Origin of the sequence: Senegalia massiliensis (assembly GCF_009911265.1) — a bacterium.
GTDB lineage: Bacteria > Bacillota > Clostridia > Tissierellales > SIT17 > Anaeromonas > Anaeromonas massiliensis_A.
The window spans coordinates 13,609-40,534 of record NZ_QXXA01000011.1; the positions used below are offsets into that span (position 1 = coordinate 13,609).

A 26,926-nucleotide genomic window follows, 5' to 3' on the forward strand; every position below is an offset into this window, starting at 1 on the left:
TAAATATTATATATATTACAATAGTATTACTTTGTTAACTATATAATTATATTTTGTCAATTGTCTAATAAAAGCTATTTAGAGATATAATCCATATACTATTCTTTCTTGTATCTCTAAATTATTTATATGCACAAGCATTATATTTAATTACTTTTTCTGTTTTTGTAATAGAATCTTAATATTCAAATATTAAAAAAAAGCAAAGAAAAAGTATCAAGTTATTAACTCGATACTTTTCAAAAAACTTATTCTACTAAATGACATGCTACATAATGACCTGGTTTTACTTCTCTTAGTTCTGGTGCTTTTTGTCTACATATGTCTTTAGCATATTTACATCTATTTTGGAATTTACAGCCTTCAGGAGGATTAATTGGACTCGGAACATCTCCTTCAAGTATAATTCTCTTTCTCCCTTTAGATGCTTCAGGATCTGCAATAGGTATTGCAGAAAGTAATGCTTGAGTATATGGGTGTAATGGCTCATTATAAAGGTCATTACTTGATGTAAGTTCCATTATCGCACCTAAATACATTACTGCTATTCTATCTGATATATGCTTAACCATTGAAAGATCATGAGCTATAAATAAATATGTTAATCCCATCTCTTTTTGTAAATCTTCAAGTAAATTTACAACTTGGGCTTGAATAGACACATCAAGTGCAGAAATAGGCTCGTCACATACTATAAATTTAGGTTCAACAGAAAGAGCACGTGCTATACCTATACGTTGTCTTTGTCCACCACTAAATTCATGTGGGAAACGAGAAGCATGTTCTCTGTTAAGACCTACAGTTTCAAGCAGTTCATATATTCTCTTCATTCTTTCTTTGCCTTTTCTCAAATTGTGTATATCCATTCCTTCACCAATAATATCTCCAACTGTCATACGAGGATTAAGTGAAGCATATGGATCTTGGAATATCATTTGAGTTTCTTTTGCAAAATTTTTCATTTCTTTTTTATTTAATTTATGAACATTCATTCCATCAAAAATTACTTCTCCATCAGTAGCATCATATAGACGTATAAGAGTTCTTCCAGTAGTAGATTTACCACAACCAGATTCACCTACAAGACCTAATGTTTCTCCTTCTTTTATAGCGAATGATATACCATCTACCGCTTTAAGAATTTGATTTCTACCAACTTTAAAATGCTTTTTTAAATTTTTAACTTCAATTAAATTCTTTTTGTTATCTAAATTTTTTTCTGCCATTATTCTCTCCCCTTCTTGATAGGATTTTCTACATCTGGAGCCATCTCATGTTGTAACCAACATTTCACATAATGATCTTCAGAAAGGTAAGTTTTTTCTGGCATTTGCTCCTTACAAATAGGCATTGCATATTTACATCTTGCTGCAAATGGACAACCTTTCGGTGGAGAGAATAAATCTGGAGGTGTTCCTTCAATAGGAACTAATCTTTCTTTTTCATCTGTATTAACTTTTGGTATTGATCTCATAAGTCCCCAAGTATATGGATGTTGCCCATTATAGAATATTTCATCTAATGTACCTGATTCAATAACAAGTCCGGCATACATAACAACTACTCTTTGTGCAATATCAGCTACCACACCAAGGTCATGAGTTATTAATATTATTGCTGTATCAAAATCTCTCTGTAAATCTTTCATTAAATCAAGTATTTGAGCTTGTATTGTAACATCTAGAGCTGTAGTAGGTTCATCAGCAATCAAAAGCTTAGGATCGCAAGATAATGCTATAGCTATCATTGCACGTTGTCTCATACCACCACTAAATTCATGTGGATATTGCTCTACACGCTTTTCTGGATTAGGAATACCAACAACATCTAACATTTCAATGGCTTTTTTCTTTGCTTCAGCTTTTGAAAGTCTTTGATGTTTTATAAGTCCTTCCATAATTTGTTTACCTACTTTCATAGTAGGATTTAAAGACGTCATAGGATCTTGGAAAATCATACTTATCTCACTACCACGAATAGATTCCATTTGTTTGTCAGTAAGTTTAGTAAGATCTTTTCCATTAAACATAACCTGACCATCTTTTATTCTACCTGGAGGCATTGGAATAAGTTGCATTGTTGATTGTGCAGTAACAGATTTACCACAGCCAGATTCACCAACTATAGCCACAGCCTCTCCTTTATTTACATAAAATGATACTCCTCTAACTGCTTGCACTTCTCCTGCATATGTGTCAAAGGATACTCTTAAATCTTTAACATCTATTAAAGTCTTACTTTTATCTCTAGCCATCTATATTCCTCCTATTGTCTTAGTCTTGGGTCTAATGCATCTCTAAGTCCATCACCGAATATTTGGAATGCGAGCATTATTAAACTTATTACTACTGATGGAAATACTAATTGATATGGCTCTAATAAAAGCATACGTGTTCCATCTTTTGATAAAGCACCAAGACTTGCATCTGGTACTGGAATTCCAAGGCCTATATAACTTAAGAATGCTTCAGAGAATATTGCTGAAGGTATTGCAAAAGTTATACTAACAATTATAACACCTATAGTATTTGGAATAAGATGCTTTGAGATTATTCTTCCTGCATCTGCTCCAAGAGTTTTAGCTGCCATTACAAATTCCATTTCTTTTATTTGAAGTATTTGTCCACGAACAAGTCTTGCCATTCCACCCCATCCAGCAATAGATAATGCAACTATAATACTTAAAAGTCCTGGAGGTAATACTGTTGTAAGAAGTATAACCCAAATAAGATAAGGTATTGCAAATATAATTTCTACAAAACGCATCATTATATTATCTACATTTCCGCCTGTATATCCTGAAATACCACCATATATAACACCGATTGTAAAGTTAAGTAAAGCTGTAACAACACCTATAAATAATGATATTCTAGTTCCTTCCCAAACTCTTACATATAAATCTCTTCCTAATTCATCTGTACCAAACCAATGTTCACCACTTGGTTTTTCGTTTGTAAGTAATAAATCACCTGTTACTGAATCATATTGACTTAACATTGGTGCAAATATTGCAAATAATGCAATTATAATTAAAATACCCATAGAAACAATAGCTAATTTATTTGATTTTAATCTTCTCCATGCATCTGCCCAGTATGTAAGAGATGGTCTTACAATAGCTTCAGCATCAGAAGCAGTTTTTCCTTCTATAACAAATTTATCTTTACTTAATTCCGCCATAATATACCTCCTATTCTATTCGTCTATTCTTATTCTTGGATCAACAAAACCATATACTATATCTACTACAAACACCATAAAAATAAGTAACATTGCATAGAAAAGCGTAGTACCTAGTATAAGTGTATAATCATATTGGTTAACTGCATCTACGAAGAATTTACCCATTCCTGGTATAGCAAATATTCTTTCTATAACAAATGAACCTGTTACTATTGATGCAATAAGTGGTCCAAGAAGTGTAATTATCGGAAGTATAGCATTTCTAATAACATGCTTTATTACTATAGCTGTCTTAGATAATCCCTTAGCTTTAGCTGTTTTCACATAATCTGAACCCATAATTTCAATCATATTTGTCTTCATCATTCTAGCTTGGTAAGCTATAAGTCTAAGACCTAATGCAAGTACTGGTAAAATCATATAAACCGGTCCATTCCAACCTGCTACTGGGAACCACCCAAGCTCCCGTCCAAAAACGTATTGGAATAGCGATGCAAACACAAAGTTAGGTACCGAAACCCCTACAACCGCGAGTATTATAACGAAGTAATCAAAAAATCCTTTATTATTTAGGGCGGCTATTATACCAAAGGTCAGTCCAAAGAAGAGTCCAATACCTACTGCCCAAAGTCCTAATGTCATTGACTTAGGAAATGCTTCCATAATTATATCATTTACTGTTCTAGTTTTATACACCATCGATAAACCAAAATCACCTTTTACTGCATTTTTAAGAAAATAACCATATTGTACAATTAAAGGTTTGTCCAAACCATATTTTGCTTCTAAGTTTCTACGTATTTCTGGCTCTAATCTCTTACCTCCACTAGCTAATGGATCTCCTGGCAATTGATGCATCAAGAAAAACGTAATTGTAGCTATAAGCCATATACTAATAATCATGAAAAATATACGTTTAATTATATACCTTCCCATTTAACACACCTCCATAAGTTTTATAAAATAAATAATTTCTGAATTGCCGATTTATAACTTGTCTATTCACCCCCTAAAAAAACAAACTATAAGTATAAATATAATAAAACAAAAATTACAAATGATTATAATTTTCAGAAAAATGCCTTTTAAAAAAATAAACTTTTATAATTTAATTTTCAAAAAAGGGTTTTAATCTTGAAAAGAAACTCTATCCCATTAGTGATTAGAAGAATAGTAATGATAAGTTATATATATAATATAATTTTTTAAACATTTATGCAATTACATAATTTTTAATATTTTATTACGTTTTATTAATATAATGAGTAATGCTATAAAACTTATTTATGTATTATAATACATTTTATTGAATATTTCAAAATAATATTCTCAAAACAATATTAATATTTTTTAAAATTAAAGCCTCTAAATACTTAGAGGCCCTAATTTTAGCTATTTAATTTTTTACTTATTAATTTGTTTACAATTCCAGGATTAGCCTTACCACGTGTCTTTTTCATAACTTGACCAACTAAAAATCCAAGTGCTCTATCTTTACCATTTTTATAATCTTCTATTGACTCCGGATTTTCATCCAATGTTTCATCCACAATTTTTTCTATTTCACCTTCGTCATTAATTTGGATAAGCCCTTTTTCTTTTACTATTTTATTTGGATCTTTACCTTCTTCAAACATTTCTCTTAAAACTTTTTTACCAATCTTATTGCTTATCTTGCCACTATCTATAATTTTTATAAGATCCGCAAATTCTTTTGATGAAAATCTCATATCTTCAACTTCCATATCTTCATCTTTTAATCTTCTTAAAATATCACCCATTATAAGATTACTTGCAGTTTTGAAATCTACTGAATGAGATACGGTATCTTCATAAAATAAAGCTAAATTTTTTGAAGCTGTAAGAACTTCTGCATCATATTCTGGTAAATCATATTGTTTAATAAATCTATTCATCTTATCCTCAGGTAATTCTGGTAAACTTTTTCTTATATTCTCTATCCATTCATTACTTATTTCCATATCAACTATATCAGGCTCAGGGAAATATCTATAATCACTTGCATCTTCTTTTGTTCTCATAGATATAGTTTCACCTTTTAAATCGTCATAACGTCTAGTTTCACGGACAGTATCTTCACCTTTTTCCAATAATTCAATATGTCTTTTTTGCTCAAATTCCATTGCTTTTACTGCTGATTTAAATGAATTCAAGTTCTTTATTTCTGTTATAGTACTTTTTTTACCAGTTTCTTCATCAACAATATTGATATTTACATCACATCTCAAAGATCCTTCTTCCATTTTACAATCAGAAACCTCAATATATTGTAATACAGATTTCAACTTTTCTAGAAACTGTTTTGCTTCTTCTGGAGAGTTCATATCCGGTTCTGAAACTATCTCTATTAATGGAACACCTGCTCTATTATAATCTAATAATGTACCACCATCTTTTGAATGAATAGATTTCCCAGTATCCTCTTCTATATGAATTCTAGTAAGATTTATTTTCTTTTTTCCGTTTTCAGTATCTACTTCAATATATCCACCTTCACAAAGAGGCTTATCATATTGAGATATTTGATATCCCTTTACTAAATCAGGATAATAATAATTTTTTCTATCCATTTTTGTATGATTTGCTATATTTGAATTAAAAGCAAGACCTGCTTTTATTCCATACTCAACTACCTTTTCATTTAATACAGGAAGTGAACCTGGAAGCCCTAGACATATTGGACAACAGTGTGTATTAGGATCTCCTCCATATTCTGTAGTACATGAACAAAATATCTTAGAATTTGTTGAGAGTTCTGAATGTATTTCAAGTCCTATTATAGTTTTATATGACATTATTTCACACCTCCCAAATCTGGAGTTTGTTTAAAATTTATTTCCTTTTCGAAATTATATGCTACATTTAATATTTTAGCTTCATCGAAATTCTTACCTATTATTTGAAGTCCTATAGGCATATTATCTGATAATCCACAAGGAATTGATATTGCTGGTACTCCTGCTATATTAACTCCTACAGTTAATTTATCTGACTGATACATAGCAATAGGATCATCATTCTTCTCACCTATTTTAAATGCAGTAGAAAGTGTAGTAGGAGATATTAATATATCATATTTTTCAAATGCCTTATCAAAATCATTTTTTATTAGAGTTCTAACTTCTTGAGCTTTTTTATAATATGCATCATAATAACCAGAACTTAAACAATAAGTTCCCATCATAATTCTTCTTTTAACTTCTTCTCCAAAACCTTCAGATCTAGTTTTTACAAATAACTCTTCAGTATTATTATAATTGCTAGATCTATTTCCATATCTTATTCCATCGAAACGAGCTAAATTTGAACTTGCTTCAGAAGGAGCTAATATATAGTATGTTTCAAGCCCATATCCTGAATGAGGAAGACTCATCATTTCAACTTCTGCACCTAAGTTTTCAAATGTTTTTATAGATTGTTCCATTTGACTTTTAACGTTACCTTCTAATCCTTCTAGATATTCTTTAGGTACTCCAATTTTAAGTCCTTTTATATCATTTTTTAATCCATCTAAATAATTTTCTTTTTCTCTTTTAACTGAAGTAGAATCCATTTTGTCATATCCTGCAATAACATTCATAACTATAGCAGCATCTTCTACATTTCTTGTAAATGGTCCTATTTGATCAAAAGAAGATGCAAATGCAATTAAACCATATCTAGATACAAGTCCATATGTTGGTTTAAGACCTACAAGCCCACAAAAAGAAGCAGGTTGACGTACTGAACCTCCTGTTTCAGATCCTAATGAAAAAGGTGCCATTTGAGAAGCTACTGCTGCTGCAGAACCTCCACTAGAACCTCCTGGAACACGAGAAATATCCCAAGGATTTTTTGTGATTTGAAATGCTGAAGTTTCAGTAGATGATCCCATAGCAAATTCATCCAAATTAGTTTTACCTATTATTATGGCATCTGCATTTTTTAAATTCTCTATAACTGTAGCATCAAATGGTGGAATATAATCTTTAATTATATTAGAAGCACATGTAGTTTTTAATCCTTTTGTAGAAATGTTATCTTTTATTGCTACAGGGATTCCTGCTAAATATCCTAATTGTTCACCATTTTTTCTTTTTTCATCAATTTCTTTTGCTTTTTTAAGCGCTTCTTCTTTATTTAATGTTAAAAAAGCTTCTATACTATTATCATATTTTTCTATTCTTTTGAAATATTCTTCTATTAAATCTACAGACGTTACTTCTCCAGATTCTAATTTATCTTTTAATCTTGTGATACTAAGTTCATTATAATCCATTTTCTCACCTCTTTAGTCTATTACTTTTTTTACCTTTATATAACCATTCTCACTTTCAGGTGCATTTTTCATTATTTTATCTCTTTCAAGTGATTCTTTGACCACATCATCTCTCATAACATTTTTAATATCAGAATGAGGATGGTATGTAGGTTTTACACCTGTAGTATCTACTGACTTAAGTTTTTCTACATAATTTATTACAGAATCAAATTTTGAAGTGAAATCTTCAATATTTTCATCTTTAAATTCAAGTCTAGAAAGCTTTGCAACATGCTTTATTTGATCTTTAGTGATACTCATTTACATTTCTCCTTCCATATAGATTGTTGATAATATAATATAATAACTAAACTTAATTGTAAACTTACATATTTATTATATCTTTTAATTTGTTTTCATCTATTATTTCTATATTTAAATCTACAGCTTTATCATATTTACTCCCAGGATCTTTGCCTACTATTACAAAGTCAGTATTTTTACTTACACTTCCTGTTATTCTGCCACCCATTTTTTCAACTAGTTCTTTGATTTCTTTTCTTGGCACTCCTTCTATTGAACCAGTTATAACTATTTTTTTATCTGTAAATATAGTATTTTCTTCTACTTCTTCTTTTTCATAATGAGGATTTACTCCCAGTTCAAATAAATGCTCTATTTTTGATGTTATTTCTTCATCGCTGAAAAATTCTATTATTTCTTTTGCAACAATATCTCCAACATCTCTGATTGAAATTAAATCTTCATAGTTTGCATTTTTTAAGTTTTCATATGACTTATACTTATTTGCAAGATCTCCTGCAGTCTTTCTACCTACATTTGGTATTCCTAATGCATAAATAAATGCTGCAAGAGTTACATCTTTACTCTTTTCTATAGCATTTAATAAGTTATTAGTTTTTTTATCCCCAAATCTCTCAAGATTTATTAAATCATCATATTCTAATTCATAAATTTGAGATAATTCTTTTAAATCTAATTCTTCAAATAATTGCTTGGCAGTTTTCTCACTAAACCCTTCTATATTCATAGCATTACGACTTGCAAAATGCTCCATTCTTGCAACAAGTTGTGGTTTACAGCTCATGGAGTTAGGACAAAATATATGAACTCCATCTTGTATAAGCTCTGTACTACAGGCTGGACACTCTTTAGGTTTTTCTATTTCTATTCTTTCTTCACAACTATCTTCTACAATCCCCATTATCTCAGGAATTACATCATTAGATCTTCTAAGCCAAACTCGACATCCTAATGCTACATTTTTTCTCTTAATATCATCCATATTATTAAGTGTAGCTCTTCTAACTGTAACTCCTCCAATATCTACTGGTTCAAGTATTGCTGAAGGTGTTACTTTACCAGTTCTCCCTACATTCCAATTAATGTCTAGTAGCTCTGTTGTAACTTCTTCTGCTTTGAATTTATATGCTATTGCCCATCTTGGGAATTTCTGAGTATAGCCTAATACTTCCCTTGTTTTCATATCATTTATTTTTATAACTAATCCATCAGTTAATATATCTAAATTATGTCTATCTTGATCTATTTTCTCTATTTCCTCTATCATATCATCAATATTTTTAAATTTTTTAAAGTAATTTTTTACAGGAAGTCTATTTTCCTTTAAATAATCTATCATTTCTAAATGAGTAGAAAAACTTTTATCTTCAATATATCCTATATTATAAAAATAAGCAGTGAGATTTCTCTTTGCTGTAGCCTTAGAATTTAAGTTTCTAAGTGCTCCTGCTGCTGCATTCCTTGCATTTTTAAGAGGTTCATCAGCTGTTTCATTATATTTTTCTAACTCAGATAAAGGCATTAACCCCTCACCTTGTATTTCCATTTTATTTTTTGTTGGAATAAAAAGTGGTATATTTTTTATAGTTTTTATTTGAGGAAGTATTGCTTCACCTATTTCACCATTACCTCTTGTAGCACCTTGAACTAATTTTCCATTATCATAAGTTAAGTTTATAGTTAAACCATCAAATTTATATTCCATTATATATAAGGGATCTGGGAGTTTGTCGTCATTTGTAGAATTATATTCATTTATAATTCTTTTTACTCTAGCTTCCCATTCTCTAAGTTCTCCATAATTTTGAGATTTATCAAGACTATAAAGTGGAGACAAATGAATATGCTTTTCAAATTTTTCAAGCACTTCTCCACCTACTCTCCTAGTGGGAGATGCAGGTAATATATGACCTGTTTTTTCTTCTAAATTAACTAATTCATCATAAAGTTCATCATATTCCTTATCACTTACCTTTGGTTTGTCTAAAGTATAATAATAATAATTTAACTCATTTAATTTTTCTACTAACTCTTCTATTCTTTCTATCTTTTCCATATTATCACCTTACCTACACTTTTTCTATTGGTGCAAGAGATATTAATAATTTCTTTATTCCTTTTTCATTAAATGCAATAGTAGCTTCTTTTTTATCTCCACTGCCTTTCATACCTACTACTGTTCCTAATCCTAAAGTTTTATGCTTTACTTTGTCACCTATATTTATATTAGGATCATTTTTTCTTTTTATGCCTGTATTTTCATGAGTATAACCAGTAAAATATTTATTAGTTTTTTGTTGTGATATTTTAGCCTTCCTTTTTGCTTTATCATTTATATTGTCAATTAAACTATCTGGAATCTCATCAATAAATCTTGAAATTGAATTGTAATTTGTCTTACCATAAATAGTTCTAAGTGTTGTATATGTTATAAATAAATGTTCTTTTGCACGAGTAATACCAACATAGCAAAGTCTTCTTTCCTCTTCTAAGTCATCTTCACTTACCATAGCTCTTGATATAGGGAATATGCCTTCTTCCATTCCTGTTAAAAATACTATATCATATTCAAGACCTTTTGCACTGTGAAGTGTCATAAGTGTTACAAAGTCATCATCTTCATCTAGTCTATCTATATCTGATAAAAGTGAAATATTAGCTAAAAATTCTTCTAAAGTATTTTCTTCACTTGTATTTTCAAAATCAATTGCAACAGATATAAACTCTTCTATATTCTCTATTCTACTCTGTGCTTCAAGTGTATCTTCTTTTTGAAGTTCTTTTATATATCCTGTTGATTCAATTACATTCTCTATTAAATCTTTTACAGATAATATTTCCTTCATTGCTATGAATTTATTTATAATTGATACAAAATCTTTTACTTTTGATTTTGCTCTATGGGATAGACTTGCCATTTCATCTATATCAAGTATTACACTATATATGCTTTCGCCTTTTTCAATACTTAATTGTTCTATTTTTTCTACAGTTCTTTTACCTATTCCTCTTTTTGGAACATTTATTATTCTCTTTAAAGAAATATTATCTACTGGATTTTGAATAAGTCTTAAAAATGCTATAATATCTTTTATTTCTTTTCTATCATAGAACTTAAGACCTCCTACAATTTTATAAGGAATGTTTGATTTAACCAGGGATTCTTCAAGTACACGTGATTGTGCATTAGTTCTATAAAGAATTGCAAAATCAGAATAATTTTTATGGTCTGTATTTTTTATTTCTTTTATTTTACTTGCTATAAATTTAGCTTCATCATGCTCATTATCACCATTATATAAGCCTATGTTTGTACCTTCATTTTGTGAAGTCCAAAGATTTTTGCCTTTTCTCCCCATATTATTATCTATTACTTTGTTTGCAGCATCTAATATATTTTTAGTTGAACGATAATTTTGTTCAAGTTTTATAGTTTTTGCATTTGGATAATCTTCTTCAAAGTCAAGAATATTGCGTATGTCAGCGCCTCTCCATCCGTAAATTGAATTATGAACTACTATATCATTAGATATATACTGTCTTAAATTAGGTACAGATATATCATAAACATATCCTTCATAATCTAATACATTAACTTCTTCTACAATGTCATCTACTATTCCACCATCTTCATATATAGGTATAGACATACTAGGTCTTATATGAGATGCTGGCATATAATTAAAAGTAGTATCCTTTGTAAGTCTTGCTCTTTTCATTATTTCAATATCATCTTCTAATGATATTATTTTCTTGGAATAAGTGAGGGCTTCGTCGTATTCTTCTATATAAGTAGGTTTATTATTAAACTGAACTACATGATTATAATATCCTTCATTATTATTTTCCTTACTCCCAAAGAAATCAATATATATTTTTTTATTTGGATTTTCTTCTATATTCAATTTTCCAAACATCATATGATTAGGTGTTGTTTTTATCATTTTACCTTTTTTAGTTTTAATTTCTATAATAGGTCCTTTATAATAATTTTCTTTCTTTTTATCAAATTTTCCTTGAAGTACTTTTCCCCATCCACCAGCAGATATTATAGTGCTTTGATCTTCTAAGGAGTTCATTTCACTATAACCGTCACTAGTTTTTATTTGCATATCTGGAAGAACACACTGGTCATCATCCCCTACCACACATACATTTTTATGAGCATTTCCAAGTAATTTCACTAATTCATATTGAGCACGATTAGTATCTTGATACTCATCTACTAAGATATATTTAAATTTCTTTTGATAAAACTTAAGTATATCAGGATTATTTCTAAATAATTCTATAGTCTTTCCAATTAAATCATCAAAATCAAGAGCATTATTTTTTTGCAACTTTTCTTGGTAAAGTCTATATATTTCTCCTTTTTGTCTTTCCCTAAAATCACTATAATTATCATTTATGTAGGTGTCTGGATCTATTAATTTATCCTTTAAACTACTTATAAAATGAATCATTTTTTTAGGCTCATACATTTTCTCATTTACATTTAATTCTTTTATAGTATCTTTTATAACTGTATTTTGATCTGACCCATCAAATATAACAAAATTTCTATTATAGTCAATTTTATCAATATCACGTCTAAGCATCCTTACACACATTGAGTGAAATGTTCCAACCCACATATCTTCCACTCTTATATCTACCAATCTTTGTATTCTTTCTTTCATCTCTTTTGCAGCTTTATTAGTAAATGTAATTGCAAGAATATTATCTGGAAATATATCCTTTTGTTCTAATATATATGCTATTCTATGTGTCAAAACTCTAGTTTTCCCACTTCCAGCTCCAGCTAAAACTAAAAGTGGACCTTCAGTAGTCTTTACAGCTTCTCTTTGTTCATCATTAAGTCCATCTAAAAAACTCATTTATCACGTACTCCTCTCTAAAACCAAAATCAACTCTAAACTCTATTATATACGAAAATAAGTTCTATTTGAAGGCATAGAAAAAACTTCTAGTAGAATAACTAGAAGTTTTTATATCTTTATTCTCTTATAGTATGTTATATGACTTTCCTTCTCATCTGATAAATATCAAATTTTTCATTTGAGATTTCACCTTCACATGTTCGAAATGTTTTAAACCCTAATCTCTCATATACTTTAATTGCTCTTTTATTAAATGAAGCTACTCCGAAATGAATATATTTTCCTTTGTAATTGTACTCTTCTATTGCAAAATCAATGCATGATGATATGTAATGTTCTCCAAGTCCTTTTCCACATAGCTCAGGTTTTAGTCCCCATCCAACCCACATTTCATATGTACTCTTAGGATTGCTTCTCACTACTTTATGTTCAACATATCCTTCATCTTCCGAATCTTCTTCTCCTTCTTTGAAAAACTCTATCGTAAATTCTCCAACAAGTTCACCTTTTTCATTTAATACTGCAAATTTTCCATGTCCCCAACTCTCTTCATTTAATAATAGTTCTTCTTCATTAACATAATCATAAATATAGTATTCTTCACCATACTTCCAATTATCTATCATTTCCTTTGCATAGTCTAAATTCATTGGAACAAAATTAAATTCCATAGTATCAACCCCATTTTTTAATTATTCTTTAGTACAATTCAATAATTATTAAGTTCATTACATTTATTGCTATTTTATAATATTATATGATTTAAATTATTATATTTACAATTAATATCATAAAGAATCTTTTTTAACTTAAATAATATTCATAGCATATTGAAACAGATTTTTTTTCAAATCCTTCATTTAAATATAAGGAAATTGCATTTTCATTTTCTGCATTAACAGAAAGCATTCCTTTTTTTATATTTTTACTTTTCCCAAAACTTAATGCAGCTTTTAAAAGATTTCTTCCTAATCCACTTCCTTGATATTCTGGAATAACACATAATGATGAAATAAATACATATTCAATATTATCTTCTACTTCTTTAGTTGCACGAACCTGTCCTATTGGCGTATTTTCATGATATAGCATTATTATACCACCAGATAAATGACCATAATCTTTTTCCATTTCAGAGTACATTTTTGGCGTTTTGGGAGTATCACAACCTGCAATTTTATCAAACCCTAAGTTTCTTACTTTACACCAATCTGCTTCATCCCTACCAGCTTGAAACTCTCTTAATTCATAACCTATAGGAAAAATTACTTGTACGTCTTCTAAACTATGATTAATAAGTGTATAAGAATATCTTTTTAGACTAAAATTTAATACTTTTAATAATTCAGTCATTTTCTTATTTTCACTATCTATAAAAAGAAATACCTTGTGAAGTCCTTTTGTATGATTTAATACTAATTCTAACATTTTTTTATATACTTCTTTATCAAACTTTATTGTATGAAATATTCTAAAACGACCTGATCGTGATCTTCTATAGTATGAATTAATAATGAGAGAAATTGCTCCAATGATATTATTATTTTTATCTAACAAAATATATGTTGGATTTTCTTCATTAGGTTCAAAACTCATCAACTCTTGATCATCTAAAAAAGTACTATCAAATTCATGCCTATAATTAATACAATAATTAATAAATTCTGTTTTTCTTTCAGAAGTTAATTTTACTATATTCATAACATCTTCCTTTTATTATCTTTAATTTTAATAAGTCCATCTAGTTTACTAACTTTATATTTTAGCACGTTTGTGAATACCACTTACTTTGAGCACTGTACATTCTTGTATATTTCCCATCCATGTCCATTAACTCATCATGACTTCCTATTTCAGCAATTTGTCCATTATCCATAACAATTATTCTGTCACCAATCTTAGCTGAACCCAATCTATGAGTGACTATTATAGCAGTTTTTTCCTTAGCCAACTCTGCAAATTTATTATATAAATTTGTTTCCATAGCTGGATCTATAGCTGCTGTTGGTTCATCAAGAACTATCATGTTATGATTTCTATAAAATCCTCTAGCTATAGCTATTTTTTGCCACTGGCCTCCTGATAGATCTATTCCATTAAATTCACGTGAAATCATTGTATCATAGCCATTTTCAAGCTTTTCTTCACTAATTTCTAAATCAGCTTTTAAAACAGCTTCATCTAAAAATTTATTTCTAGTTATACTATCTTTATTAGCTATCTTATTTAATGACCCTATTTCAATATTCTCACCTAAAGTCATCTCATATCTCTGGTATTTTTGAAATACAGCTGAAACATTTATATATATTGATTTAGTTGAAATCTCTGATGTATCTTTTCCTCCAATTGTTACTTTCCCTTTTATAGGTGTGTATAACCCCATTATAAGTTTAACAAAAGTTGTTTTCCCTGCTCCATTTTCTCCTACTATAGCTATAGTTTCTCCTGATTTAATATTTAAGTTAATATTAGTTAGAGAAGGTTTTTTTGCTCCTGGATAAGAAAAGCTTACATTGTTTAATGCTATATCAGGCTTTTCATCAATATTATAATCTTTTCCATCTCTTTCAGGCATATCTAAAAATCTTATAAGATTTTTTATAGTTCCAAGATTATTTGAAATTTCACCTATGCGTATACATACTATTTGCTCCATTACATTAAACATAAAACCTAATGAACCAAATACTGCTCCAAAAGCCCCTGGAGATATCTCTCCATTTAAAAGGGATATGAAAAGTAAATATAACACTCCAATATACCCTAAAACAGTTAATAATCTCATAAATAGTTCTATAATACCTATTTTCTTTTCTGCTTTCCATATTTCTTTGTTAAGTAAATTTAGTGAACAAGTATATAACTCTTTAAAGTAATGAAATGCCCCTAATATTCTTGTTTCTTTGAAATATTGTTTATCTACTATGCACTTTTCATAGTATTCATATTCTCTTCTTATAGGACCTGATTCATCAGCTAAATCTGTAAAAATTTTCACCCTAATAAATTGAGTTATAAATGTAGGTATAAATATAATAATAAGCGATACCATAAGAATCGGCTTTAAATTATAAAGATAAATTCCCATAAATATAAAATATGGTACATAAAGACTTATCAAACTTGTTAATGTAGATACTAGTTCTGCACTACCACTAATTCCTTCTTTTGCTCTTCTTATATCATCTAAATATTCTGGATTTTCAAATGATATAATATCTACTTTACCTGCTTTCTCATTTACTTTCTGCTCTATATATCCGATTATTATATTTTCATTATCAATAATCATAAAATTATCAGCTCCATTTAATATTTGAATCATAATAAATGTTAAAGCTAAGGTAATTGCTATTAATATCACTTCTCCAAAAACATTATCATTTAATATTAAAAGTGGTACAGAATCAAAAAGCTTCTGAGTCATTAATGTTCTGAAACCATGAGAGATACCATGTAAAATGGCTACTAAGTTTCCTAAAATAAAATAAAGAGGACTTGCAGCAAAAGCCATAGGGAATATTCTAAATATTATCTTCATAATAGAAATATTATTCTTGTTATTATTTATCATAAATACCAACTCCTTTGACTTTCATACATGTCTGAATAAATCCCTCTTAACTTCATAAGTTCCTCATGAGACCCTTTCTCTATTATAGTTCCGTTACCTATTACAAATATTTCACTAGCAAGCTTAGTTGATCCTAATCTATGGCTTATGAAAATTGTAGTTCCACCCTTACTTATCTCCTCAAAATGTTCATAGATATTACTCTCACTTATAGGATCAAGAGATGCTGTTGGTTCATCTAATATTCTAATTGGTGCATTATTATTAATAGCTCTTGCCATTCCTATTCTTTGCCATTGTCCTCCTGATAAGTCAACTCCATTTTCTTTAATTTTGCCAAGCTGCGTTTCTATTCCATTTCTTAGCTTTTCTGCTACATCATACAAACCCATAATTCTCATAGAAGATTTAACTTTATCTTTCATATTATTATTTTCTATGTTATTAATATCTCCTAATGCAATATTATCTCTAAATGAAATAAAATACTTAGCAAAATCCTGATAAACCACTGAGCAGAATGACTTTAACTCACTTTGTTTATATTCTCTAATATCTTTACCATTTATAAAAATTTGTCCTTCAAAGTTATCATATAATCCAGTTATAAGTTTAGTTATCGTAGTTTTTCCTGCTCCATTAACACCTACAAAAGAATAATGGCCACCTTTCTTTATAACAAATGATAGATTTTTTAATATATAATTATTTGTTTTTGGATATTTAAAAGATACATCTTTAAACTCTAAGCAATCAAAATCTATATTTTCCTTTGAAGGCTTATCTATTGCACCTTCTGTTTCATCTAAACTGTAAAATTCATTAAAATCTACAACATATTCTTTGTTTTTAGCCAGTTCTTCAATATAATATGTAAACTGCCAAGACATTAATTGAATAAGTTCAAAAACACCATTTGCAATAGATATAAATAACCCTATACTTAATGATTCCATTTGTACTGGCTTTAATAGAATTATAATTATAATTATAGAAATTATTGCTGTAATTATCCCCCTAATTCGTGTTCTTGTAACATTTTTCAGGACTGTTTTATACTCAATCTTTCTTGCAATTTCATATTGCTCTTTCCATTTTTCATTAATCCCTTTACTATAACCAAATAGAGTTCTTTCCTCTGCACTTTCCCTTCCTGTTAAAACCTTTCCTAAATATTCAAACCTTCTTCTATATTTAGATATCTCTCTATCTGCTTCATAACTATCTGTTCCATTTTTTAATGCTACTTTAAATAATGGGAAAGATATTAAAAGAATTATTATTGCTGCCCACCAAGCATGAATAAAAATAACAAATAATAACCCAATAATTCTAATGAACATAGCTACCATAGATAAAAACTCATTATATGCATCCTTAAATCTAATTTCTGGATCCTTAGAAACTCTCGAAATCAAGTCCCATGTACAGTTATTTTCTACATGACTATATTTTAGCTTTGCTCTCTTTTCTGTAATACTAACTCTTAATTTTTCCCTTAATTCCATCTCCAACTTTACCTCTATAAATTTTACAAGTTTTTGAGACATTAAGGAATAAACTAAAAGCAACATAACTAATCCTAAAGGTATAAATATATCATTAAAATTCTTGTTTTTATCCACTATAGCTATAGCAGTGTCTAAAAATTTAGCCGTTGCTAATATCTGAAGAGTTGGAACTATTCCTTCTAAAATCTTTTGAATTGCTATTATAACTGCATATTTCCTAGCATAAATTAATGGAGTTTTTAGTATACCTATTTTTTTATGTCTAACATTAGTACTTGTATTCATGATCTTCTCCCTTATATTTTAGTTTTATGTCATAAAATTTTGAGTTTGATTTTAACTCACCTCCTTAAAAAAATTATTTTATACCTTTTAGACTATTCTTAATATTCCTTATAAATAACATTCTACTTTTCATTACAATATCCTTTATTTATTCCAATATTTTTAAAAAATAACATTTAAGATCTTCTCCTCATGTCTAAAATAAAAAAGAGACTTAGAAAATTCCCAAAGTCTCTTCATTAATAGTTTCTTCTATTCTTTATTTTGATTAAATTCTTGTAATGCTTTTTTAGTACCTTCTTTTGCTGCTTCTAAGACTATAAGATAAATAATTGGTATAAATATTAATGCTAAAAAAAATATCAATTTAGATCTTCCCCCTTAGTGATTCTTAAAATCATATTCAATATTCTTCTATCTCCATGCTATCATATATTAATTTTATTAAATCCATGTCTATCTTGCCACCTACAACTTTATATGCTTTATATTCATTATTTGGATATATTTTAGTTAGATTTTTTTCTTCATATTTCTTCTCAATTATGTATCCTAAATTTATCATAATATACTTTTCATTATATATTTTTATCCCTAAACTACCAGAATCCTCAGTAAATAACCATATTGTCTTTATATCCCCTCTTAAAGAATACCATTTATCTCTACTTATTCTTTTATACTCTAATGTTTTAAAGTGGTTTAATAACTTATTAAATTTTTCTTTATCAGTACTTCGAGCACTTTCATAATGATTAATATACATTGACATATGGTCAAATTCAGTATCATCATAATACTTAAGTGCAATTTCATCAAAATTTTGTGATTTAAAATATTCAGTAAATCCATCAAATCCATCGTAATTTAAAAAAATATAAAACACAGCAAAAATTAAAAATGAAATTATAGGAACAATTATTCTACTTTTATTCATCCCATACCCCCTAATAAATCACCACTTTTTACTTTTCATTACTAAAGTAAGTATTGATAAAATTTAAATTCTTTAAAAGCTCTTACCATTTTAAATCTATCAAAAAAAGTAAATTCTTCTAATTTTTAATTTTCTTTAATTATATCATAAGGATATTTAACTTTCATTATTATAGATTCAAATATTAAATATTCTCATAATACAAATATTTCTTTTTTCTTCTTAATACTTATTAAATATAACTTAAAAAGGAGAGATGAATGATATGAGTCTAATAGTAGTTAGTATTGTATTTATTTATTTATGTATTATGCTTTTTATTGGATGGTATGCATCTACCAAAATTGATAGCAATGAAGATTTTATGGTTGCAGGTCGTCGTTTAGGTCCTATAATGATGGCTGGAACTCTTGCTGCAACTGAAATTGGTGGAGGAAGTTCAATGGGTGTTGTAGAAAAAGCTTATGGAAATTGGGGTATGAGTGCTGTTTGGTATGTACTTACAATGGCTATCACTTTTATTGTACTTGCTTTTGTAGCACCAAAATTACGGGATGCACTTGTTAAGACTGTTCCAGAATATTTTAGACGCAGGTATGGCAAAGCTCCAGGAATAGTTACTGCAATTATAATGATATTACCTTTAATTGGTCTTACAGCAAGTCAAATAATTGCATCTTCTGTTATTCTTTCAGTTATGATTGGTATTAAATATAGCCTAGCAGTAGTTATAGTTTCAGTAGTTGTTACTACATATTCAGTTTTAGGTGGTCTTTGGAGTGTTACTCTTACAGATTTTGTCCAAATGTTTCTAATTGTAATAGGCATGATATTAGTTGTACCATTTGCATTAGATGCTGCAGGTGGATGGGGTAATGTTACAGAAATAGTACCTGCTGCAAAACTATCATATACAGAAGGAATAGGTTTTAAAACTATAATATCACTTATAGTGATGTATACTGCTTCATTTGCTGTTGGTCAAGAAGCTGTCCAAAGGTATTATGCAGCAAAAGATGGGAAATCTGCTGTAAAAGGTTCTTTTATTGCAGCTGGAGTTTATGTAGTTTTTGCATTCATCCCTGCAATACTTGGAGTTATAACATACTCAATGGTTCAAACTGGTGCTCTTGATGCTACTCAAATTATGACAAATGGTGCAAGATATGCACTTCCAACTCTTGCAATTCAAACTATGCCACCTATTTTAGTTGGCCTTTTATTTGCAGGGCTTATATCTGCAACAATGAGTAGTGCAGATTCAGACCTTTTAGGAGCAGGTTCAATATTTGCAAATGATATTTATAAAGTTTATTTAAATAAAAATGCTTCAGATAAGAGAGTATTGAGAGTAACTCAATTTACTATGATTCTAGTTGGAATATTAGGTATGATTGTAGCACTTGCAAATACTCAGAGTATTATAGCACTTTTAATGTTCTCATTTACTCTAAGAGCAGGAGGCTCCTTCTTACCTTATGTAGTAGGTCACTACTGGAGAAAAGCAAGTGTTGCTGGCGCATTATCTTCTGTTATAATAGGAAGTATTTCAGTGCTTTTAGTTGAAAAAAATATAATGTCATTTTTTGACCTAGATCCTATATTCCCTGGATTAATTTCTAGTGCTATCGTGTTTATATTATTCAGTAATATATGGCCTAATAAAAGAGATACAACAAAACTGATTCATGAATAAAAAAAGATATGGCTCGTTAATTAACGAGCCATATCTTTTTTATTACCATCTATTATGCATACCATTTCTATATCCATCATCATCTCCATGCATATAATTATGCATTTCTATCATCTCTTCTCTTTCTTTAACTAAATTATAAAATATAAGTTTGAAGATAATATGAAGACATAAAAAAATAGTACAATTCTTAAGAATTGTACTATTTTACTACTCTTATATTATTTAAATTGAAGATTCAATTGCATTTTTAAGTGTTTCTTCAACTTTATTTGCAACTTCTTTTAATTCAGGTTCACCGAATAAACCTATTAGACCCTCTGGTCTTGTCATTCCTATATATGTTTTATTACCTTCAGTTCTTACTATCATTTTACAAGGTAAAACATAGCCTATATGAATATTTTTTTCTAATACTTCTTTTGCTTGTTTTGGATTACATACTTCAAGTACTACAAAATCATTATCGAATTCTAACCCTTTTTCTTTAAGCTTATCCTTAAAATTTAATTGCCACAATACTCCAAAGCTATTTTCTTTTAAATTTTCTTCTAAAGATTTAATCGCTTCATTTAAATTTTTATTTGTACTTTTTTCATAAACTATATTCATTGTTTAGCCTCCTTAAATTAGAAATACAATTAGTATTTATTTTAAGTTCTTCAATTTTTCCTTATATTCTTGTTCTGAAATCTCACCAGAAGCATATCTTTCTTTCAATATCTCAATTGCTCTACTTGAACCTACATTACTATTATTCCTAGAGCTTTTTATAAACATTCTAGCAATCACCATTACTACTGCTACTATTATCAGTAATTTTACTACATCATATAGAATGAACCATTCACTAGCTCTATTACCAAAGTTCATCATATCATTGAAACCATTACCCCAATATCTATGCATTTAATTCACCTCTTAGTCTTTTAATATTTTTTTCTTTCTATTATATTCTTCATCATCTATTTCTCCTCTAGCATATCTTTCATTTAAAATATCAAGAGAATTACTTTTTTTGCTGAATGTATTTGTATTATTGTTATTATTCTCATTAAAATATTTTATTAAAAAATAAACAACTACGGCTACTAAAATTAATCCCAAGATGCCACCTCCTCCAAACATTCCATATCCTCCGTGCATCATAATATCATCTCCTTTTTCTTTCTAAACCCATTATAATACTTAAATTTGAAGAAAATATGAAGAAATTACTTAAGGTGATTTAAATTATTTTTCTTATCATAAATATCAATATACTTATAATTAATAATATATATAGGATGAATCTAAAATAGACTCATCCTATAAAATTTCAAAAGTAACTATTCTACTTTAAGAAGTTTAGCATTTATAGATACTATAATTGTACTAAGTGACATAAGAACCGCTCCTACTGCTGGTGAAACTACTATACCAATTCCATATAATACACCTGCTGCAAGTGGTATTGCAAATACATTGTATCCAGTTGCCCATATAAGATTTTGTATCATTTTTCTATAAGTAGCTTTACCAAAGTCAATAAGGGATACTACATCTTCAGGATTAGAGTTTACCAGTATTATATCTGCAGTTTCTGCGGCAACATCTGTACCTGAGCCTACTGCTATACCTACATCAGCTTGTGCTAAAGCTGGTGCATCATTTACTCCATCTCCTGTCATTGCTACAAATCTACCTTCTGATTGTAATTCTTTAATTTTTTCTTGTTTTTCATCAGGTAATACTTCTGCAAAATATCCATCTAATCCTAATTCTTCAGATACTTGCTTGGCTGTTTTTTCATTATCTCCTGTAAGCATCCATGTTTTAATTCCTTCATCTTTAAGTCTTTTTATAGCATTGTATGATTCTTCTCTTATTTTATCTGAAAGTCCTATTGCTGCCACTAACTTATTATCTACTAATAAAAATACATCAGTTGATACACCTTTTGAAGGCAACTCTTTTGGAACTTCAATATTGTTTTCATTTAGATATCCAGGACTTACTACCATTATATCTTTATTATCTATTGTTCCTTCTACGCCTTTTCCTTTTATAGCCTGAAAATTATCCATTTCTAAAATATCTAATTTCATTTCCTTTAACTTATCCATTATACCTGTTGCAATTGGATGTTCAGAATTGTTTTCAAGTGTAGCAGCTAATTGTATTACTTTTTCTTTATCATATTTATCATCAAATACTTCTATAAAATTAACTCCAAACTCTCCTTTTGTTAATGTTCCTGTTTTATCAAATACTAATGTATCAATTTTTCTTGAATTCTCAAATTGAGTTCTATTTCTTATTAGCAAACCATTTTTAGCTGATTGTGCTGTTGATGTTGCTACTACAAGTGGTGTTGCAAGTCCTAATGCATGAGGACATGTTATTACCATTACTGTAGCCATTCTGGCTATTGCAAATGTAAAATCTCCACTTATAATGTACCAAACAATAAGAGTAGTAAATCCTACAGTAAGTGCTACAATAGTTAACCAAAAGGCAGCCTTATCTGCTAAATGTTGAGTTTTAGATTTAGATTCTTGAGCTCTTTTAACCATATCAATAACTTTTGATAAATATGAATCTTCTCCAATATTTTTAACTTCTACTTCAAGGGAACCATCACCATTTACAGAACCACCAATTAATTTATCGCCTTTTACTTTTTCTACAGGTTTTGATTCTCCCGTTAACATTGATTCATTTATATAACTATTTCCTTTTACTATAATACCATCTGCTGGTACTTTTTCTCCTGGTTTAATAAGTATTTTATCATTTGATTTAAGTTTACTTATATCTACATCTACTACGTCACCATCTTTAAATAAATGAGCTGTATTTGGCATAAGCTCAGCTAATTTATCAAGTGCATTTGATGCACTCATTACAGATCTCATTTCTATCCAATGACCTAAAAGCATAATATCTATTAATGTAGCAAGTTCCCAGAAAAAATCACTTCCTTCTAGTCCCAATACCGTAGCAGTACTATATAAATATGCTACTGAAATTGCCATAGCTATTAAAGTCATCATACCTGGTTTCTTTTCTTTTAATTCATCTTTAAGTCCAGTTAAAAATGGCCATCCACCATAAAAGTATATAAATGTAGCTAGTGCAAATAATATATAACTGTCTCCTGTAAACTCTATACTTAAATTTATCCATTCTTGTATCATAGGAGAAAGTATAAGTATAGGAATTGTAACAATTAATGATATAAAAAATCTTCTCTTGAAATCTTCTATCATCATTTCATGATGACCTGAATGATCATGGTCATCATGATTATGCTCATGACTATGTTCATGATTTTGATGTTCATCGTGATGATTTTTTTCATTCATTAGAAAATCTCCTTTCAATTTATATTTGTTACTAATATACCCTTCAATAATATATGTTATAGATTAATTTTAAACTTTAGGATTTATATCCGTATACTAATAAAGAAGATCTATTATTAAATTTAATAATAGATCTTCTTTATTTTATACTAATCTTATATAGTTAGATGACAAGCTACGCTATGTCCTTTTTTTATTTCTCTAAGTTCCGGTTCTATATATTCACATTTATCTATTTTATATTTACACCTAGTTTTAAATCTACAACCCTTTGGAGGATTAATTGGACTTGGCACATCTCCTGTAAGTATTTCTCTATTTCTATTCTTAGCTAAATCAGGATCTGCTATTGGTATAGATGATAATAATGCTTTTGTATATGGATGAAGTGGATCTTTATATAAATTATCACTTGTATTTACTTCAACTAATTTTCCTAAATACATTACACCTATTCTATCTGAAATATGATTTACCATAGATAAATCATGAGATATAAATAAATATGTCAAACCAAACTCATCTTGTAAATCTTTTAATATATTTATAACTTGAGCTTGTATGGATACGTCCAATGCAGAAGTTGGTTCATCACATAATATAAATTTAGGTTTTACAGATAGGGCTCTTGCTATACCTATCCTCTGTCTTTGTCCACCACTGAATTCTCCAGGATATCTATCTATATCCCCTTTATTTAATCCTACTTTTTCTAACAAATCATATATAATATTAAATCTATCTTTTTTACTTATATTAAGTATCTCAAGTGGCTCATTTATAATATCCCCTACACTCATATAAGGATTTAAAGATGCAAAGGGATCTTGAAATATTATTTGCATATCTTTTCTATGTTTCTTTAAACCCCTTTCTTTCATGTGAGAAATATTATTACCATTAAATATTATTTTTCCCTCTGTAGGCTTATACAATCTAGTAATAGTCCTACCAATAGTAGATTTCCCACATCCAGATTCTCCTACAAGTCCAAAAGTCTCTCCTTTATTTATATTAAAGCTGACATTATCAACTGCTTTTACAAATTCATTTCTTTTTAAAAAGCTATTTTTTACTTCAAAATATTTTTTAAGATTTTTTATTTCAATTAAAGGCTCTTTCATCTAAATTTCCACCTTTCTATTTAAAAAACACATAGATTTATGAGTATCAGAAAGATTAAAAGTATCTGGTCTTTTTTCTTTACAAATATCCATTCTAAAATTACATCTCTCATAAAATGGGCACCCTTTAGGTGGATTTAATAGGTTAGGTGGAAATCCTTCTATAGGTAAAAGTTTTTCTTCTTTTCCAATCTTAGGTATAGAATTTAAAAGTCCCTTGGTATAGGGATGATTAGTATGATAAAATATTTCTCTTACTGTGCCTTCTTCCATTATAAGTCCACCATACATTACAATTATTCTATCACAAATTTCTGCAACCACTCCTAAATCATGAGTTATTATAATTGTAGATGTATTAGTCTTATGTTTTAACTCTTTCATTAAATCTAATATTTGTGCTTGAATTGTAACGTCTAAAGCTGTAGTAGGCTCATCTGCTATGAGTAACTTAGGTTTACAGGATAGTGCCATAGCAATCATAACACGTTGTCTCATTCCCCCACTAAATTCATGAGGATAATTATCTATTCTAGTTTCTGGTGATGATATTCCAACCGATTCCAAATATTTTATTACTTCAATCCTAGCTTGTTTTTTATTTAATCCTTTGTTTTTAATTAAAATATCTGACATTTGTTCCCCAACAGTATAAACAGGATTTAAAGAAGTCATTGGATCTTGAAATATCATTGATATTTCGTTTCCTCTTATATTTCTTAATTTTTTTTGAGAATAATTTTTTATATTTTCACCTTTAAATGTTATATCTCCATCTTTTATTTTTCCAGAATTTTTTATAAGCCCCATTATAGACATTGAAGTAACACTTTTACCACTACCAGACTCTCCAACTATTCCTAAAACTTCTCCTTGTTTAACATTAAAACTTATTCCTCTAACAGCTTGTACTTCTCCATTGCTTGTGAAAAAAGATGTCTTTAAATTTTTTACTTTTAATATATTATTCATTTTACTCTCCCCTTGAATCCAGTGTATTTCTAATAACATCTCCTAATATATTAAAACTGAGAACTGTAAGTAATATAAATATACCAGGGAAAACTCCTAAATATGGTGCTTCATCTATATACCCTTGAGAGTTACTTAACATACTTCCCCAAGAAGCATCAGGAGCTTGTACACCCATACCTAAAAAACTAAGTGAAGATTCAATGAGTATTGCACTAGCTATACTTAAAGTAGCTGCCACAATAATTGTAGGTAATACATTTGGTATTATATGTTTTTTTATTATTTTAAAATTTGATATTCCTAAACTTTTTGCATACAATACATATTCACTACTTTTTATGCTAAGTGTTTCTGCACGCACTAATCTTGCTGTTGTCATCCATCCAAGTAATCCTATTACTGAAATTATTATTCCCATACTAGGTTTAAGGTAAGCATTTAAAATTAATATTATAAAAAAGCTTGGTATTGACATAAGTATATCTACTGTTCTCATTAAAAACGAATCAATTCTCCCTTCAAAATACCCACTTATAGAGCCAACTATAGTTCCAATTATTGTAGAAATTAACATAGACAAAAAACCAACACTTAAAGATATCCTCCCACCATATAATATTCTAGTAAAATAATCTCTTCCCATTATATCAGTGCCAAATATATTTTTAATATTAGGTGATGTAAATCTAGATGCCATATCTATTTCATTTGGATCATAGGGCGATAAAAATGCAAATATAGATATAACAGTAAAAGTAATTATTATAAAAAAAGCAAACTTTCCTAATTTATTGCTAAATACTTGATTTTTTAATCCTTTCAT

The 26,926-nt window shown here is 28.7% G+C and carries 22 protein-coding genes; 1 reads left to right on the forward strand and 21 read right to left on the reverse strand.

What is annotated here, in order from left to right; all coding sequences use genetic code 11:
- Positions 1-248: 248 nt before the first annotated feature.
- From D3Z33_RS10400 to D3Z33_RS10465, 14 genes are all read right to left on the reverse strand, one after another.
- A complete protein-coding gene (locus tag D3Z33_RS10400; protein ID WP_160197700.1) occupies positions 249-1,226 on the reverse strand; it encodes an ABC transporter ATP-binding protein in 978 nt (325 codons plus the stop codon).
- Positions 1,226-2,254 carry an ABC transporter ATP-binding protein gene (locus D3Z33_RS10405; protein ID WP_160197701.1) on the reverse strand — a complete coding sequence of 343 codons (1,029 nt, stop codon included), beginning with the start codon at positions 2,252-2,254 and terminating at the stop codon, positions 1,226-1,228. The genes D3Z33_RS10400 and D3Z33_RS10405 overlap by 1 nt, the downstream gene beginning before the upstream one ends.
- An 11-nt stretch (positions 2,255-2,265) precedes the next feature.
- Positions 2,266-3,183 carry an ABC transporter permease gene (locus tag D3Z33_RS10410; protein ID WP_160197702.1) on the reverse strand — a complete coding sequence of 306 codons (918 nt, stop codon included), beginning with the start codon at positions 3,181-3,183 and terminating at the stop codon, positions 2,266-2,268.
- Between the two features lie 15 nt (positions 3,184-3,198).
- Entirely contained in the window at positions 3,199-4,122 is a 924-nt protein-coding gene (locus D3Z33_RS10415) for an ABC transporter permease (protein ID WP_160197703.1), read from the reverse strand.
- A gap of 452 nt (positions 4,123-4,574) precedes the next feature.
- On the reverse strand, positions 4,575-6,002 hold the full coding sequence (gene gatB / locus D3Z33_RS10420) for an Asp-tRNA(Asn)/Glu-tRNA(Gln) amidotransferase subunit GatB (protein ID WP_160197704.1): 1,428 nt from the start codon (positions 6,000-6,002) through the stop codon (positions 4,575-4,577).
- Entirely contained in the window at positions 6,002-7,465 is a 1,464-nt protein-coding gene (gene gatA, locus D3Z33_RS10425; protein WP_160197705.1) for an Asp-tRNA(Asn)/Glu-tRNA(Gln) amidotransferase subunit GatA, read from the reverse strand. The genes gatB and gatA overlap by 1 nt, the downstream gene beginning before the upstream one ends.
- Before the next feature lie 12 nt (positions 7,466-7,477).
- Positions 7,478-7,768, reverse strand: a complete 291-nt coding sequence (gene gatC / locus D3Z33_RS10430; protein ID WP_160197706.1) for an Asp-tRNA(Asn)/Glu-tRNA(Gln) amidotransferase subunit GatC — start codon at positions 7,766-7,768, stop codon at positions 7,478-7,480.
- Between the two features lie 64 nt (positions 7,769-7,832).
- The gene (gene ligA, locus D3Z33_RS10435) at positions 7,833-9,827 is read right to left on the reverse strand and encodes an NAD-dependent DNA ligase LigA (RefSeq protein ID WP_160197707.1); all 1,995 of its coding nucleotides are present in this window, start codon (positions 9,825-9,827) and stop codon (positions 7,833-7,835) included.
- A gap of 13 nt (positions 9,828-9,840) precedes the next feature.
- Positions 9,841-12,648 (reverse strand): UvrD-helicase domain-containing protein, encoded by a 2,808-nt coding sequence (locus tag D3Z33_RS10440; protein WP_160197708.1) that lies wholly within the window; start codon positions 12,646-12,648, stop codon positions 9,841-9,843.
- 137 nt (positions 12,649-12,785) lie between these two features.
- Positions 12,786-13,322 (reverse strand): GNAT family N-acetyltransferase, encoded by a 537-nt coding sequence (locus D3Z33_RS10445; protein ID WP_160197709.1) that lies wholly within the window; start codon positions 13,320-13,322, stop codon positions 12,786-12,788.
- A gap of 133 nt (positions 13,323-13,455) precedes the next feature.
- A complete protein-coding gene (locus tag D3Z33_RS10450) occupies positions 13,456-14,352 on the reverse strand; it encodes a GNAT family N-acetyltransferase (protein WP_160197710.1) in 897 nt (298 codons plus the stop codon).
- 61 nt (positions 14,353-14,413) lie between these two features.
- The gene (locus D3Z33_RS10455) at positions 14,414-16,228 is read right to left on the reverse strand and encodes an ABC transporter ATP-binding protein (RefSeq protein ID WP_160197711.1); all 1,815 of its coding nucleotides are present in this window, start codon (positions 16,226-16,228) and stop codon (positions 14,414-14,416) included.
- Positions 16,225-18,024, reverse strand: coding sequence for an ABC transporter ATP-binding protein (locus D3Z33_RS10460; protein ID WP_243153483.1), 1,800 nt, complete (start codon positions 18,022-18,024; stop codon positions 16,225-16,227). Before D3Z33_RS10460 ends, D3Z33_RS10455 begins: the two co-directional genes overlap by 4 nt.
- A gap of 403 nt (positions 18,025-18,427) precedes the next feature.
- The gene (locus tag D3Z33_RS10465; protein WP_160197712.1) at positions 18,428-18,961 is read right to left on the reverse strand and encodes a hypothetical protein; all 534 of its coding nucleotides are present in this window, start codon (positions 18,959-18,961) and stop codon (positions 18,428-18,430) included.
- A gap of 265 nt (positions 18,962-19,226) precedes the next feature.
- On the opposite strand from D3Z33_RS10465, the gene D3Z33_RS10470 reads away from it, so the two are divergent.
- Positions 19,227-20,657 carry a sodium:solute symporter family protein gene (locus D3Z33_RS10470; protein WP_347561257.1) on the forward strand — a complete coding sequence of 477 codons (1,431 nt, stop codon included), beginning with the start codon at positions 19,227-19,229 and terminating at the stop codon, positions 20,655-20,657.
- Positions 20,658-20,882: 225 nt separating this feature from the next.
- Here D3Z33_RS10470 and D3Z33_RS10475 read toward each other — a convergent pair whose 3' ends face one another.
- The 7 genes from D3Z33_RS10475 to D3Z33_RS10505 all read right to left on the reverse strand — a co-directional run bounded on the left by D3Z33_RS10475 (position 20,883) and on the right by D3Z33_RS10505 (position 26,926).
- Positions 20,883-21,269, reverse strand: a complete 387-nt coding sequence (locus tag D3Z33_RS10475; protein WP_160197714.1) for a DUF302 domain-containing protein — start codon at positions 21,267-21,269, stop codon at positions 20,883-20,885.
- A gap of 36 nt (positions 21,270-21,305) precedes the next feature.
- Positions 21,306-21,566, reverse strand: a complete 261-nt coding sequence (locus D3Z33_RS10480) for an SHOCT domain-containing protein (RefSeq protein ID WP_160197715.1) — start codon at positions 21,564-21,566, stop codon at positions 21,306-21,308.
- Positions 21,567-21,578: 12 nt separating this feature from the next.
- Positions 21,579-21,806, reverse strand: a complete 228-nt coding sequence (locus tag D3Z33_RS10485) for an SHOCT domain-containing protein (protein WP_201750502.1) — start codon at positions 21,804-21,806, stop codon at positions 21,579-21,581.
- A 179-nt stretch (positions 21,807-21,985) separates the two neighbouring features.
- Positions 21,986-24,004, reverse strand: a complete 2,019-nt coding sequence (locus tag D3Z33_RS10490) for a copper-translocating P-type ATPase (protein ID WP_160197716.1) — start codon at positions 24,002-24,004, stop codon at positions 21,986-21,988.
- A gap of 155 nt (positions 24,005-24,159) precedes the next feature.
- Positions 24,160-25,128, reverse strand: a complete 969-nt coding sequence (locus D3Z33_RS10495) for an ABC transporter ATP-binding protein (RefSeq protein ID WP_160197717.1) — start codon at positions 25,126-25,128, stop codon at positions 24,160-24,162.
- On the reverse strand, positions 25,129-26,100 hold the full coding sequence (locus tag D3Z33_RS10500; protein WP_160197718.1) for an ABC transporter ATP-binding protein: 972 nt from the start codon (positions 26,098-26,100) through the stop codon (positions 25,129-25,131).
- Between the two features lies 1 nt (position 26,101).
- Entirely contained in the window at positions 26,102-26,926 is an 825-nt protein-coding gene (locus tag D3Z33_RS10505) for an ABC transporter permease (RefSeq protein ID WP_431768834.1), read from the reverse strand.

Bases quoted from the DNA above. Each gene is read 5' to 3' on its own strand.
- D3Z33_RS10400 (WP_160197700.1), bottom strand. From the start codon at position 1,226: ATGGCAGAAAAAAATTTAGATAACAAAAAGAATTTAATTGAAGTTAAA.
- D3Z33_RS10405 (WP_160197701.1), bottom strand. From the start codon at position 2,254: ATGGCTAGAGATAAAAGTAAGACTTTAATAGATGTTAAAGATTTAAGA.
- D3Z33_RS10410 (WP_160197702.1), bottom strand. From the start codon at position 3,183: ATGGCGGAATTAAGTAAAGATAAATTTGTTATAGAAGGAAAAACTGCT.
- D3Z33_RS10415 (WP_160197703.1), bottom strand. From the start codon at position 4,122: ATGGGAAGGTATATAATTAAACGTATATTTTTCATGATTATTAGTATA.
- gatB (WP_160197704.1), bottom strand. From the start codon at position 6,002: ATGTCATATAAAACTATAATAGGACTTGAAATACATTCAGAACTCTCA.
- gatA (WP_160197705.1), bottom strand. From the start codon at position 7,465: ATGGATTATAATGAACTTAGTATCACAAGATTAAAAGATAAATTAGAA.
- gatC (WP_160197706.1), bottom strand. From the start codon at position 7,768: ATGAGTATCACTAAAGATCAAATAAAGCATGTTGCAAAGCTTTCTAGA.
- ligA (WP_160197707.1), bottom strand. From the start codon at position 9,827: ATGGAAAAGATAGAAAGAATAGAAGAGTTAGTAGAAAAATTAAATGAG.
- D3Z33_RS10440 (WP_160197708.1), bottom strand. From the start codon at position 12,648: ATGAGTTTTTTAGATGGACTTAATGATGAACAAAGAGAAGCTGTAAAG.
- D3Z33_RS10445 (WP_160197709.1), bottom strand. From the start codon at position 13,322: ATGGAATTTAATTTTGTTCCAATGAATTTAGACTATGCAAAGGAAATG.
- D3Z33_RS10450 (WP_160197710.1), bottom strand. From the start codon at position 14,352: ATGAATATAGTAAAATTAACTTCTGAAAGAAAAACAGAATTTATTAAT.
- D3Z33_RS10455 (WP_160197711.1), bottom strand. From the start codon at position 16,228: ATGATAAATAATAACAAGAATAATATTTCTATTATGAAGATAATATTT.
- D3Z33_RS10460 (WP_243153483.1), bottom strand. From the start codon at position 18,024: ATGAATACAAGTACTAATGTTAGACATAAAAAAATAGGTATACTAAAA.
- D3Z33_RS10465 (WP_160197712.1), bottom strand. From the start codon at position 18,961: ATGAATAAAAGTAGAATAATTGTTCCTATAATTTCATTTTTAATTTTT.
- D3Z33_RS10470 (WP_347561257.1), top strand. From the start codon at position 19,227: ATGAGTCTAATAGTAGTTAGTATTGTATTTATTTATTTATGTATTATG.
- D3Z33_RS10475 (WP_160197714.1), bottom strand. From the start codon at position 21,269: ATGAATATAGTTTATGAAAAAAGTACAAATAAAAATTTAAATGAAGCG.
- D3Z33_RS10480 (WP_160197715.1), bottom strand. From the start codon at position 21,566: ATGCATAGATATTGGGGTAATGGTTTCAATGATATGATGAACTTTGGT.
- D3Z33_RS10485 (WP_201750502.1), bottom strand. From the start codon at position 21,806: ATGATGCACGGAGGATATGGAATGTTTGGAGGAGGTGGCATCTTGGGA.
- D3Z33_RS10490 (WP_160197716.1), bottom strand. From the start codon at position 24,004: ATGAATGAAAAAAATCATCACGATGAACATCAAAATCATGAACATAGT.
- D3Z33_RS10495 (WP_160197717.1), bottom strand. From the start codon at position 25,128: ATGAAAGAGCCTTTAATTGAAATAAAAAATCTTAAAAAATATTTTGAA.
- D3Z33_RS10500 (WP_160197718.1), bottom strand. From the start codon at position 26,100: ATGAATAATATATTAAAAGTAAAAAATTTAAAGACATCTTTTTTCACA.
- D3Z33_RS10505 (WP_431768834.1), bottom strand. From the start codon at position 26,926: ATGAAAGGATTAAAAAATCAAGTATTTAGCAATAAATTAGGAAAGTTT.